The organism is Ruegeria sp. CDSA079 (assembly GCF_059612245.1).
The window spans coordinates 61,666-74,640 of the sequence record NZ_JBXWQF010000017.1 but is presented as its reverse complement, the minus strand read 5'-3'; the positions used below and the strand labels follow the sequence as shown (position 1 = coordinate 74,640).

The following is a 12,975-nucleotide window of genomic DNA, read 5'->3' as shown; positions in this document are numbered from 1 at the left end:
CGATTCACACGATACTGATTTTGCAACCGGTTGCAAATGATATGTTCGGAGCCGTTGCAGATGCCTGAAATCGGAATTGGAATTGTGGGTGGCGGCTATATGGGCAAGGCCCATTCAGTTGCCATGTCGGCAGTTGGTGCGGTGTTCAACACCGCGTTGAGGCCCCGGCTTGAGGTCATTTGTGCATCCAGCCCCGAAAGCGCTGAACGTTACCGGACAGCCTATGGCTTTGCGCGCGCGACTGACGATTGGCGCGCGCTGGTTGAAGACCCCAAGGTCGAAGCCATTGTAATTGCTTCGCCTCAATCCACGCATCGTCAGATCGCCGAAACGGCTTTTGATCTGGGCAAGCCCGTGTTGTGTGAAAAACCACTAGGAGCATCGCTTGAAGACAGCAGGGCGATGGTTGCGGCAGCCGAAGCCGCGGGTGCCGTGAACATGGTGGGGTTCAACTATATTCGCACACCCGCCAGCCAGTACGCCCGCCAGTTGATCACCGATGGTGAGATCGGTGACATCACGTGGTTCAGGGGTGAGCATACCGAGGATTTTTATGCCGATCCGCAGGCCCCAGCCACGTGGCGCACGACAGGAATGGCCAATGGCACAATTGGAGATTTGGCGCCGCATATGGTCAACGGCGCGATGGCACTTGTTGGCCCGATTGCGCAGGTGATGGCCGATGTGGAGACGGTGCACAAAACCCGCCCGGGTGGCGAGGTTACAAATGACGACCATGCCCAGATGATGTGCCGGTTCAAAAACGGGGTTATGGGTAACCTGTATTTCAGCCGGGTCGCGACGGGTCGGAAAATGGGTTACGCTTATGAAATATCAGGCACAAAAGGCGCGATCCGGTTTGATCAGGAAGACCAGAACGCGCTGTGGCTGTATAAGCGGGAAGGGCCCGAAGCTTCGCGCGGGTTTACAAAGATTCTGACAGGCCCCGCGCACCCGGATTATGAACCCTTCTGTCAGGGCGCGGGTCACGGAACCGGATATCAGGATCAGATTATCATCGAGGCCAAGGATTTCCTGCAGGCCATTCAAACCGGAGAAGCGGCCTGGCCCACCTTTCGCGATGGGCATGAAGTGAACCGTGTGCTGGCCGCTGCCCTGGCATCGTCAGATCAGCGGCGATGGAAAGACATCAGCGATTTCTGATCGCTGAACCTATGAAATTCTAAAGAGAGACGATGACCATGGCTAAGTTGAGATGGGGCATGATCGGGGGTGGTGAAGGCAGCCAGATTGGGCCTGCCCACCGTTTGGGCGCTCAGGCTGACGGCCTGTTTGAATTTGCCGCTGGCGCGCTGGATCACCGGCCCGAAGCAGGCAGGGAATACGCGCAGCGACTGGGTGTTGCTGCTGACCGCGCCTATGGTGACTGGCAACAGATGCTGGCGGGCGAGAAAGACCGGGATGACCGGATTGATCTGGTGACTATTGCGACGCCCAACTCGACCCATTTCGAGATTGCTAAGGCCTATTTGGAAGCTGGCTTCAACGTTTTGTGCGAAAAGCCGATGACCATGACGGTGGAAGAAGGCGAAGAGATCGTCCGCGTGGCCGAAGCTTCGGGCAAGATCTGCGCGGTGAACTACTGCTATTCTGCCTACCCGATGGTGCGTCAGGCCCGTGCGATGGTGCGTGCAGGCGATATCGGCAAGGTGCGGTTGGTTGTGACGAACTTCAGCCATGGTCATCATGGCGACGCCACCGACGCAGACAACCCGCGTGTCCGCTGGCGCTATGACCCAGCTATGGCAGGGATCTCTGGGCAGTTTGCCGATTGCGGTATCCACGCGCTGCATATGGCTAGCTTTATCTGCGATGACGAGGTGAAGACCCTTGCCGCCGATATGGCCTCGACTATCTCCAGCCGTGAGTTGGAAGACGATGCAATGATCAACTTCCGTATGGAAGGCGGCACGGTTGGACGCCTTTGGACATCATCGGTGGCGATCGGACGGCAACATGGCTTTGATATTCAGGTCTTTGGCGAAACCGGCGGGCTGCGCTGGGCATCCGAGCAACCCAACCAGTTGATTTACACGCCTGTGGGTGGGCGCACCCAAATCATCGAAAAGGGCGAGGGCGATCTGCATGACGAAGTTCAGCGTCTGTCTCGGGTCGCCATCGCGCACCCCGAGGGATTCCCTCTGGCGGTGGCCAATATCTATTGCGATCTGGCAGATGCAATTCGCGGTGAAGTCCGGGACGGGCTGCCCGGGGCAGCGGATGGAGTGAGATCCATCGCTGCGGTCTATGCAGCCGTTGCTTCGGGCAAAGCAGGTGGGGCTTGGAAGGACGCCCGTCCGCCGATGTTTCGCTAATCAGGGGCGGGGCCGCAATGTGCCCCGCTCAATTACGCGGCAGGGGAATATACGGGCCTCGGGATAGCGCTGAGGCTCTTTCAACATCTCGACAATCAGATCGACGGATGAGGTGATGATCTGCTTGATCGGCTGGTGAATCGTCGTCAGGTCGATGTTTTCCCATCGCGACATTTCCATGTCGTTCAGACCGATGATTCCAATGTCTTGACCCGGCTTCAACCCATGATCTTTCAGCGCCGATAGCGCGCCGATAGACAGGATGTCGTCGCCGCAGAAGTAAGCTTCGGCCGGAGTTTCGGAGAGAAGGCGCAGCATTTCTGCCCGCCCAGCCTCGAAAGAGTAGGCCCCGGCAAAACAATGGCTCACGTCGATCTCAGGGTGGCCGGACAATTCCTCCATGAAGCCGCGATGCCGGTCCAGGGCCGAGGTCGCATCCTGAGGTCCGCCCAGATAGCCGATGCGGGTATATTTGCGTGCCAAAAGTTCGCGGGCGGCCATACGTCCGCATTCCGCGTTGTCGATTCCAACGACATGCACTTCGGGCGAAGTGGCCGACCGTCCAAACGTATGCACCACGGGCACGCCAGCATCATGAAACGCCTTGGCAAAGCTGGGTGGCAGCGTCGACGACGCCACGATGGCCGCATCCACCGAGTACTGCCGCAGCATTCGGACCGAATTGGCGGGTTCGGTCTCATCCGTCAGGTTCACGATCAACGGGCGCAGGCCGCGTTCCTGAAGGGCACGGGTGAACTGATCGAAAACCTCAAGGAAAATGGGGTTGTGAAAATTGTTCGAAATCAACCCGATCAGTTTGGTGCGTCCGGTCGTTAGGGACGAGGCCAGAGCATTCGGGCTGTAGCCCAGTTCGCGTGCCGCTTTTTCGACCTTGCTGCGTGTTTTTGCCGAGACCGAGGCGCCTTCGGTGAAGGTGCGCGAAACAGCAGATCGCGATACACCTGCAAGGGCAGCGACGTCTTTTAAGGTCACGCTCACGGGCGGTGACTCCAAGGGCAAAAGGAAAGGGATGTCGAGGTGATTTTCATTGTCAGTTCATTATGCACCATCGGCTAATTACCGCAACCGGTTGCAAAACAGTGCAGAGTTGATCTTGAACCGGAAGACCTTTCTTTGAAACGTCAGTTATGTGCCCCGAACCTGCGGGGAGGATCAAGCTTTTCCTGCCGTTTCAGTGTCGCTGGCCCAGCACACATTCAAAACCAATGCTTTTGAAACAATGCAGTTGCGCTCAGCAAGCTGTGCTGGCCGACGTCTGTATTTGAAAAGGAAACAACGCGTTCATTTGAAATAAACCCATCCAATTTGACCTCTAACTCCAATGCTAATTCAGCATCTTAGTTCATATGAACACAGAGAAATTTCATATGAACGTTACAGAATCGCAGTAGGCGGCGGACAGGCGTCGAACATGACACGACTTGCCCAATATCGCTTTGTGACCCAGCCTGGAGGATCCAATGAAAACATCGACGAAATACGCTGCCGCGACCGCTGCGGTTTTCGCTGCCCCCGCCGCCTTTGCAGCCGACAAGGCTGAAGTTAAATTCTGGCACGCCATGGGTGGCCAGTTGGGCGAAATCACCGACAAGTTTGCTGCTGACTTCAATGCTCAGTCGGACAGCTGCGTGATCAACTCGACCTACAAAGGCAACTACACCGAGAACATGACCGCCGCGATTGCCGCCTTCCGCGCGGGCGAACAGCCTCATATCGTTCAGGTGTTCGAAGTCGGCACCGCCACCATGATGGCTGCAGGCGACAAAGGCGCAATCTACCCTGTCCACAAACTGATGAAAGACGCGGGTATCGACTTCGATCAGTCGAAATACCTGCCCGCCGTGATTTCGTATTACACTGATACCGACGGCAACCTTCTGTCACTGCCCTTCAACTCATCGACCCCGGTTTTGTGGTACAACAAGACCGCTTTGGATGCGGCAGGTGTTGCCGTTCCGACCACCTGGGACGAAGTTGAAGAAGTTGCGCGCGCACTGAAGGCCAATGGTGTCGAAAAGCCGTTTTCGTTCGGCTGGCAATCCTGGTCGAACATCGAGAATTTCTCGGCCTGGCACAATGTTGCCATGGGCACCGAGCAAAACGGCTTCGCCAGCCTGTCGACCGAATTCACCTTCAACAACGATGCCGTTGTAAATCACATCCAGCGCATCGCAGACATGGGCGAAGAAGGTCTATTCGTCTATGGCGGTCGCCGTGGAGACAGCCGTGGGCAATTCGTGAACGGTGAGACTGCGCTGTGGATCAATTCTTCGGCCTATTACGGTGGTTTTAAGAGCGACATCAAGGACTTCGAATTCGGTCAGGCCATGCTGCCGCTGGATTCCTCTCTGGCAGACGAGCCGCAGAACTCGATCATCGGCGGTGCGACCCTGTGGGTTCTGAACGGCCACGAGCAACCCGAATACACCTGCGCGGCTGAATTCTTCCAGTTCGTTTCAGCGCCCGAACAGCAGGCCTACTGGCACCAGACCACCGGGTATGTTCCAATCACCACGGCGGCGTATGAGCTGTCGAAGGAACAGGGTTTCTATGAAACCGATCCGGGCACCGACACCGCCATCAAACAGCTGAGCCTGAACGCGCCGACACCGGCTTCGAAAGGTCTGCGCTTTGGCAACTTCGTTCAGATCCGCGATGTGATCAACGAAGAGCTTGAAGCTGTCTGGTCGGGTGAAAAAGATGCCAAGACCGCAATGGATGACGCTGTAAAGCGCGGTAACACGCTGCTGCGTAAGTTCCAGGGCGCGAACAGCTAAGATACCCCCTCATGGCGCGGTTCCCTCTGATTGTAGGGGGCCGCGTTTTCGATCCCACTGACTGCCGAGATCTGACATGCAGAAACGCGTCGTCTACCGATCCAAGCTGCTGCCGTATTTGTTGGTTGCACCGCAGATCGCCATCACGCTGATTTTCTTTTTCTGGCCTTCCTATCAGGCGCTGGAAAGCTCGTTTTATGTTGAAGACGCGTTTGGGTTTTCCCGCAACTGGGTTGGAATGCAGAATTATGCAGAGCTGTTCGCCGATCCCGGTTATCTCAGATCTTTCCGAACCACGCTGATTTTCAGCGTTTCGGTCGCTGCGCTGGCCATGAGCATCTCGTTGGGTCTGGCGGTAGCCGCCAACCGAGTGATCCGGGCCGCGACCGCGTATCGTACCCTGTTAATCTGGCCCTATGCAGTTGCACCGGCTTTGGCTGGCGTAATCTGGTATTTCCTGATGAACCCAAGCCTTGGCATTGTCGCTTATTGGCTCAAGGCGCTGGGAGTGAACTGGAATCATTACGTAAATGGCGACCAGGCGTTGTTGCTGGTGATTGTCGCGGCGGCGTGGAAGCAGATCAGCTATAACTTCCTGTTCTTTCTGGCCGGTCTGCAAAGCATCCCGAAATCCTTGATCGAAGCAGCTGCCATTGATCGCGCCAGCCCGGCGCGGCGATTCTGGACCATCGTGTTCCCGCTGCTGACGCCCACCACATTCTTTCTGCTGGTGATCAATCTGGTCTATGCCTTCTTTGACACTTTTGCACTGATCCACGCCACAACCGAAGGCGGCCCGGTCGATGCGACTTCGATTCTGGTTTATCGTGTCTATTCCACCGGCTTCGTTGGTCAGGACTATGGCAGCTCAGCCGCGCAGTCAGTTGTTCTGATGGCGCTGGTGGTCGGCATGACCTTCATCCAATTCCGCTATATCGAGCGCAAGGTGAACTACTGATGGTCGAAAATCGCCCCTTCCTGACCGTTCTGACCCATGCTGCGCTGATAATCGGAGTGCTTTTTCTATGCTTTCCGGTCTGGATGGCGCTGGTGGCATCAACACATAGCGCCGATGCACTTTCCTCATCCCCGATCCCGATGTGGTTTGGCGATCAGGGTTGGCAGAATTATTCCCTGCTGATCAGCCAGGGCCTGCCCGAAGCGGGTGGTGTGCCGCTGGGCCGCATGATGCTGAACAGTGCGATCATGGCGCTGGGGATCACGTTTGGCAAAATCGCCATTTCGATCATCTCGGCCTATGCGGTGGTCTATTTCAAGTTCCCGTTCCGCATGGTGTTCTTCTGGATGATCTTCATCACCCTCATGCTGCCGGTCGAGGTGCGCATTCTACCAACCTTTGACGTCGTCACCAAAATGGGGCTGCTCAACAGCTACGCGGGGTTGATCGTGCCGCTGATTGCATCTGCGACCGCGACGCTTCTGTTCCGTCAGTTCTTTCTGACCATCCCCGATGAGTTGGTCGAGGCCGCGCGGATCGACCGCGCCGGACCACTGCGCTTCTTCTGGGACATTTTGCTGCCGCTGAGCCGTACGAACATAGCGGCGCTGTTCATCATCCTTTTCATCTTCGGCTGGAACCAATACCTGTGGCCGCTTTTGGTAACCACGGACGAGGGGCTATACACCATCGTTATGGGTATTCAACGCATGGTGAATTCGGGTGAAAGTCTTCCTGTCTGGCATTTTATCATGGGTACGGCCGTTCTGGCGATGATCCCGCCGGTTCTGGTTGTGATTGCAATGCAAAAGCTCTTTGTCAAAGGGCTTGTGGAAAGCGAGAAATAATATGGCCAATCTGAGCATCAGGTCACTGGGCAAAACCTATCCCGGCTGCGTGTCGGCTGTACGCGACGTCAATATTAAGATTCAGGATGGTGAGTTCATCGTGTTGGTGGGCCCATCGGGCTGTGGAAAATCTACGATTCTGCGGATGATTGCGGGTCTGGAAACCATCACGACAGGTGATCTGGATATTGACGGGCGTCGGGTGAACGATCTGGAACCCGGAGACCGGGACATTGCCATGGTATTCCAGAACTATGCCCTTTACCCGCATATGACTGTGCGTGCGAATATGGAATATGGTCTAAAAAACGAAGGACTGCCCAAGGACGAGATCGCCGAGCGTATTGCCGAGGCGTCGCGCACGTTGCGGCTATCGGATTACCTGGACCGCAAACCGCGTCAGCTTTCGGGTGGTCAACGCCAGCGGGTCGCCATGGGTCGCGCCATCGTACGCAAACCGAAAGTGTTCTTGTTTGACGAGCCGCTTTCAAACCTCGACGCCAAGCTGCGCACCCAATTGCGGGCCGAGCTGAAGGCGCTTCATGCGCGCCTGAACGGTACCTTCATCTATGTGACCCACGATCAGGTCGAAGCGATGTCGCTGGCTGATCGTATCGTGATCATGAGCGAGGGAAAGATCGAACAGATCGGCACGCCGATGGATCTATATCTGCGCCCCGCAACACGCTTTGTTGCGGAATTCATCGGCACCCCGGCGATGAACTTTATCGACGCGACTGTCGGATCTGATGGGCATTCGTTGCAGATCGGAGAGCAGATGATTGCCGCAGACGCGCCGATACATGCACCGGCAGGTACCTCGGTGAGCGTGGGTGTCCGTCCCGAGCATCTTCATCGGGGACAAGATCATGCGATGCATGTGAAGCTGAAAACAGGCTTTGTCGAGCAATTGGGCGCCGACACGATCGTGCATGGCGAGGTCTCTATCAACGGCACAGCCTCACCGCTCGGTGTACGTCTTCAGGGGGTGCACATGCCCGAACCCGGAAGCGAGTTGCAACTGGGCGCGGCTTTGTCGGACCTGCATTTTTTCGACACAGCCAGCGGCCAGCGTTTGAATACATGAGCTCAGATTCGATCTCTCAGGCGATCACCCCGCGACCTGAACCGACAGGTCCCATTTGGGACGATATCTCGTGCGCGATCACGCCGGGTATGGCTTTCCAATGGTATGAAGACATTCGGGACCGGCTGCCAGATACGCCAAGCCGATCAGGCGGGATGCACCACATCCCCGATCTGGGAGCGATCACGGATCAGGCTGACGTTTTTGTCTTTGACGCTTATGGCGTGCTCAATACCGGAAAGCTTCCGATCCCGGCGGCGGCGGAACGGATCAAAAATCTGCGTGCGGCCAGTAAAACGATATTTGTTCTGACCAACGCAGCCAGCTATGCCGCCGCCCAAGCGCAGGGTGTGTTCCGGGGTCTGGGTTTCGACTTTTCGCTGAGTGAGATCGTGTCCAGCAGGATGGTGTGCGAGAATCACATGCCGCAACTGGCCATCGGGCAACGATGGGGTACAGCGGCCCCTGCCAACTGGACCCAGGATGAGGTAGAAGTTCCCACGTTGCACCTGCTGGACGATATCGAGGTTTACGATCAGGCGGGCGGCTTCCTTTTCCTAAGCACAATGGATTGGAACAGTGGGCGGCAGGCGCTTTTGCTGGACAGTCTGGCCCGAAATCCCCGACCGGTTGTCGTGGCAAACCCTGATCTGGTTGCGCCCCGCGAAACCGGTCTAACGCGAGAGCCCGGATTCTATGCGCATGATGTGCAGTCCCGTCTCGGGATAACGCCAACGTTTCACGGTAAGCCTTTTGCTTCGGTCTACGAAGAGATCGAACGTCGCACAGGTGCGGTTGATCCTCGTCGCATTGTCATGGTGGGTGATACATTGCATACAGATATTCTGGGGGGCCAATCGCGCGGCTGGGGTTCGGTTTTGATCACCAACCATGGTTTGTTTGCTGGGCAATCCGTGCAGAAATACATCGATGAGAGTGGGGTGTTTCCGGACTGGATTGCGCCGAGCATTTGAGAGGGATCTGGATTTTTGGACTTGAACGACAGGCAACGGACGATCCTGGATCTCATCCGCCAGTCGGGTCTGCAATCAATTACGGACCTGTCCCAACATTTTAACGTGGCCACACAGACCATCCGACGGGACATCAACGCGCTGTGCGACGAGGGCCTTGCGCGCCGTGTTCATGGCGGGGTTGTGGCGCCGAGCAATCCTGTCAATCTGAATTTCAGGTCGCGTCGTGTGATGAACGAGGGGGCAAAGCGCGCCATTGGTCAGGCCGCCGCCCAAATGATTCCGCAGGGCGCAACAGTCATGCTGGGCATCGGAACCACTGTGCAACACGTGGCCGAGGCCTTGCTGGAGCATTCCGACCTGACTGTTGTCACTAACAATCTTGAGGTTGCGACCATTTTTTGCGGTTCGGTCTCAGCCGAGGTTCACTTTACCGCCGGGGTCTTGCGGCCCGAAGATCGTGACGTCGTTGGCGGGCAAACTCTGTTGGATTATCAAAGGTTCCGTGCCGACTTTGGTGTTATCGGTGCAGGCGGCTTGTCTACCGAATACGGGTTGCTGGATTTCAAACCCATTGACGCGGATGTCAGCCGTATGATCCTGCAGCAATCCCGACAGTCGCTGCTGGTGGCCGATGCGGAGAAATGGAAAACATCGCCGAAGTTTCAGGTTGCCGGTTTCGACAGGATCGACACCATGGTGACAAACGCTGCGCCGCCTCGCGCGATTGATGGCTTGACCCTGCATCAGGTCGCAGAGCTGAACACCTGAGCACTGTGTGCCGGGCTGGGCTCTGCGATGAAAAAAGGCCCGCGTTTGGCGGGCCTTTTCTTTAAGTTATACACGCAGCTTACTGCGGGATGTCGCCTTCCAAACCTTCGACATAGAAGTTCATGCCTGCCAGCGTGCCGTCGTCAGCAGTTTCGCCTTCAGCCAACCAGTCGCTACCGTCCTGCTTTTTCAGCGGGCCGGTGAAGGGGTGGTACTCACCCGCAGCCATGGCGGCTTTCAGTGCCAAGGCCTCTTCCTTGACATCGGCAGGAACGGCTTCCGTGATCTCGCCGATTGCAACCATGCCTTCCCGGATGCCGTCCCATGTGTTGGCGCTTTCCCATGTGCCATCCATGACAGCTTGGGTCCGCGCAATGTAGTAGGGGGCCCAATCATCGATGATCGACGAGACGCGCGGGAACGGAGCATATTCGCTCATGTCCGAGGCCTGACCAAAGGTGACAACGTTACCCGCCTCTTGCGCAGCTGCCTGCGGGGCAGTCGAGTCGGTGTGTTGCAGGATAACGTCCGCGCCCTGTTCAATCAGAACAGTGGCGGCGTCAGCCTCTTTTGCCGGATCAAACCACGTGTATGCCCAGACGATCTTGAACTCGACATCCGGGTTCACCTTCTTGGCGTGGATATAGGCCGAGTTGATGCCACGGATCACTTCGGGGATCGGGTATGAACCGATATATCCGATGATGTTGGATTTGGTCATGTTACCCGCGATGTGGCCCTGAACAGCGCGACCTTCATAGAAACGGGCCGAATAGACCGAGACGTTGTCGGCGGTCTTATAGCCGGTCGCGTGCTCGAACTTCACGTTCGGGAACTTCTGGGCCACGTTGATGGTCGGATCCATGTAGCCGAACGAAGTGGTAAAGATCAGATCGGCACCTTCCAGCGCCATCTGGGTCATAACACGCTCGGCATCGGGACCTTCGGGAACCGATTCAACAAAGACGGTTTCAACCTTGTCGCCAAAGTGATCCTCGACGGCCAGACGGCCCTTGTTGTGTTCATAGGTCCAGCCACCGTCACCCACGGGGCCGACATAGACGAAACCGACTTTGGTTTTGTCTTGCGCAACGGCACCAGTCGCCAGACCCAGCGCGATTGCAGCCATTGTCAGAAGTGATTTGAATTTCATGTAGTTACTCCCCAAGTTGGTTCAGTTGGCCCCTAGTGTGAGGCATGGAAGATCCGGCCCAATGCGGCAGGTGCGCTGCTCTTGTCGGCCGAAAGGATCACAAGCACAAGGATCGTGATGATATAAGGCGACATTGCCAGATACTCGACGGGGATGGCAACGCCTGCTGCCTGCAAATTAAGCTGCAACACGGTGATACCGCCAAACAAGTAAGCACCCAACAAGGCACGCCATGGTTTCCAGCTGGCAAATACCACCAGCGCCAGAGCAATCCAGCCCACACCCGCGGTCATACCCTCGGTCCACTGTGGCACGCGGATCAGGCTGATATAGGCGCCGCCTAAACCCGCGCAGGCCCCGCCAAACAGGATCGCCATGACGCGGATCTTGATGACCTTATAACCAAGCGCGTGCGCGGCATCGTGGTTTTCACCAACCGCGCGCAGGATCAGACCGACACGGGTATATTTGAGCGTGGCCCAAACCGCTGCGGTCAAAGCGATGCCAACATAGAGGATCGGGTCATGCTGGAACAGGATCGGCCCGATGACGGGAATGTCGCTGAGTACCGGAATGTGGATATCACCCATACTCGGGGGTTTGACGCCCACATAGCTTTGCCCCATCAAAGCGCTGAACCCCAGACCGAACAGCGTCAGTGCAAGGCCGCTTGCCACCTGATTGGCCAATGCCACCTGTGTCAGCAGTACAAACAGCAGCGACAGCACTGCACCACCAATTGCCGCCGCAACAAAGCCTAGCCAGGGCGATCCGGTCTCGACCGAGATGGCAAAGCCACTGATTGCGCCCACGATCATCATACCCTCGACACCAAGGTTCAGAACGCCTGCTTTCTCGACGACCAGCTCTCCGATCGCGGCCAGCAGCAGGGGGGTTGCGGCCACCATCAGCGAGGCAACCAGAAGGACGGGATTGATTTCACCAAGGTCCATTACGCTACCTCGCTACGAGCCGCACGGATGCGGTAGTTGGTCAGAAGATCGAAAGCCAGCAGGAAAAACAGAAGCATCCCCTGGAAAACTTGGATCGCTGCGGCCGGCAAGCCCAGCTTCGACTGCGCGATTTCGCCGCCAATATAGGTCAGCGCCATCAGGCCGCCGGCCAGCAGGATACCCACCGGATGCAGGCGGCCCAGAAAAGCGACGATGATCGCGGTAAAGCCATAGCCAACGTTAAAATCGATGCTGACTACGCCCGAAGGCCCGGAGACCTCGAACATCCCCGCCAGCCCGGCCAGTGCCCCGGACAAACCCAGACAGAACAGGATTAGCCGCGCCGGATTCACACCCGCGAACTTCGCAGCACGTGGCGCCTCACCCGTCAGACGGATGTGAAAGCCCAGCATGTGCCGGTTCAGCAGCACATACGCAAAGATCACGGCGATCAGTGCTGTCACCACACCCCAATGCATGCCGGACCCGGCGATCAGCTCGGCGTTATGCGCGCTGTCATATTGCTGCAGGTTGCGCGATCCGGGAAAGCCAAAGCCCTCTGGGTTCTTCAAAAGTCCCAGCGAGACCGAGGCCAGCATCTGCTCGGCCACATAGACCAGCATTAGCGACACCAGGATTTCATTCGTGCCAAAACGTACTTTCAGAAAGGCCGGGATCATCGCCCAGAGCCAGCCGCCGAACGCGCCCGAAATCACCATGATCGGGAAGATGTAATACGCATCCAAAGGATAGAAGGCCAGACCAGCACCAGCGCCAAAGATGGCACCCATGATGTATTGCCCTTCGGCACCGATATTCCAGATACCGGCCCGAAAGCCCAGCGACAGACCGATGGCAATCAGAACCAAAGGTGCGCCTTTGACCAACAATTGTGGACGGTAGTAGAAGGCAAACTCGCCAAACAGCGGTTCCCAGAAAATAGTGCCAATGGCTTCAATCGGGTTCTTGCCCAGAATGGTAAACAGCACCCCTCCAAACACCATTGTCGCCAGCACCGCCACCAGAGGGGTCGCATAAGACCACGCCTTGGACGGCTGTGGCCGCTTCTCCAATACAATCATCTGCTCAGCCCCCCA

The 12,975-nt window shown here is 56.8% G+C and carries 12 protein-coding genes; 8 read left to right on the top strand and 4 right to left on the bottom strand.

The window, feature by feature from the left end:
- The first annotated feature begins 60 nt into the window (after positions 1–60).
- Positions 61–1,164 carry a Gfo/Idh/MocA family protein gene (locus tag AC2FJZ_RS16610; protein WP_496779012.1) on the top strand — a complete coding sequence of 368 codons (1,104 nt, stop codon included), beginning with the start codon at positions 61–63 and terminating at the stop codon, positions 1,162–1,164.
- A 38-nt stretch (positions 1,165–1,202) separates the two neighbouring features.
- Positions 1,203–2,336: a Gfo/Idh/MocA family protein gene (locus AC2FJZ_RS16605; protein WP_496668762.1), complete on the top strand. Its 1,134-nt coding sequence runs from the start codon at positions 1,203–1,205 to the stop codon at positions 2,334–2,336.
- Here the strand turns inward: AC2FJZ_RS16605 and AC2FJZ_RS16600 are convergent, their stop codons facing one another.
- The gene (locus AC2FJZ_RS16600) at positions 2,337–3,335 is read right to left on the bottom strand and encodes a LacI family DNA-binding transcriptional regulator (RefSeq protein WP_496668764.1); all 999 of its coding nucleotides are present in this window, start codon (positions 3,333–3,335) and stop codon (positions 2,337–2,339) included.
- Positions 3,336–3,817: 482 nt separating this feature from the next.
- On the opposite strand from AC2FJZ_RS16600, the gene ugpB reads away from it, so the two are divergent.
- The 6 genes from ugpB to AC2FJZ_RS16570 all read left to right on the top strand — a co-directional run bounded on the left by ugpB (position 3,818) and on the right by AC2FJZ_RS16570 (position 9,772).
- Positions 3,818–5,134 (top strand): sn-glycerol-3-phosphate ABC transporter substrate-binding protein UgpB, encoded by a 1,317-nt coding sequence (gene ugpB / locus AC2FJZ_RS16595; RefSeq protein ID WP_496668766.1) that lies wholly within the window; start codon positions 3,818–3,820, stop codon positions 5,132–5,134.
- Positions 5,135–5,210: 76 nt separating this feature from the next.
- The gene (gene ugpA, locus AC2FJZ_RS16590; RefSeq protein WP_496668767.1) at positions 5,211–6,092 is read left to right on the top strand and encodes a sn-glycerol-3-phosphate ABC transporter permease UgpA; all 882 of its coding nucleotides are present in this window, start codon (positions 5,211–5,213) and stop codon (positions 6,090–6,092) included.
- The gene (ugpE, locus tag AC2FJZ_RS16585) at positions 6,092–6,940 is read left to right on the top strand and encodes a sn-glycerol-3-phosphate ABC transporter permease UgpE (protein WP_496779010.1); all 849 of its coding nucleotides are present in this window, start codon (positions 6,092–6,094) and stop codon (positions 6,938–6,940) included. The genes ugpA and ugpE overlap by 1 nt, the downstream gene beginning before the upstream one ends.
- Position 6,941: 1 nt before the next feature.
- Positions 6,942–8,027, top strand: coding sequence for an ABC transporter ATP-binding protein (locus tag AC2FJZ_RS16580; protein ID WP_496779008.1), 1,086 nt, complete (start codon positions 6,942–6,944; stop codon positions 8,025–8,027).
- Positions 8,024–9,001, top strand: a complete 978-nt coding sequence (locus AC2FJZ_RS16575) for an HAD-IIA family hydrolase (protein ID WP_496779006.1) — start codon at positions 8,024–8,026, stop codon at positions 8,999–9,001. The genes AC2FJZ_RS16580 and AC2FJZ_RS16575 overlap by 4 nt, the downstream gene beginning before the upstream one ends.
- Positions 9,002–9,022: 21 nt before the next feature.
- Positions 9,023–9,772 carry a DeoR/GlpR family DNA-binding transcription regulator gene (locus AC2FJZ_RS16570; RefSeq protein WP_496779004.1) on the top strand — a complete coding sequence of 250 codons (750 nt, stop codon included), beginning with the start codon at positions 9,023–9,025 and terminating at the stop codon, positions 9,770–9,772.
- A 79-nt stretch (positions 9,773–9,851) separates the two neighbouring features.
- On the opposite strand, the gene AC2FJZ_RS16565 is transcribed toward AC2FJZ_RS16570, so the two are convergent.
- From AC2FJZ_RS16565 to AC2FJZ_RS16555, 3 genes are read right to left on the bottom strand one after another with little or no spacing between them, the layout of a single operon-like run.
- Entirely contained in the window at positions 9,852–10,925 is a 1,074-nt protein-coding gene (locus AC2FJZ_RS16565; protein ID WP_496779002.1) for a BMP family ABC transporter substrate-binding protein, read from the bottom strand.
- A 32-nt stretch (positions 10,926–10,957) separates the two neighbouring features.
- Positions 10,958–11,878: an ABC transporter permease gene (locus AC2FJZ_RS16560; protein WP_050604173.1), complete on the bottom strand. Its 921-nt coding sequence runs from the start codon at positions 11,876–11,878 to the stop codon at positions 10,958–10,960.
- On the bottom strand, positions 11,878–12,960 hold the full coding sequence (locus AC2FJZ_RS16555; protein ID WP_496779000.1) for an ABC transporter permease: 1,083 nt from the start codon (positions 12,958–12,960) through the stop codon (positions 11,878–11,880). Before AC2FJZ_RS16555 ends, AC2FJZ_RS16560 begins: the two co-directional genes overlap by 1 nt.
- Positions 12,961–12,975: the final 15 nt, after the last annotated feature.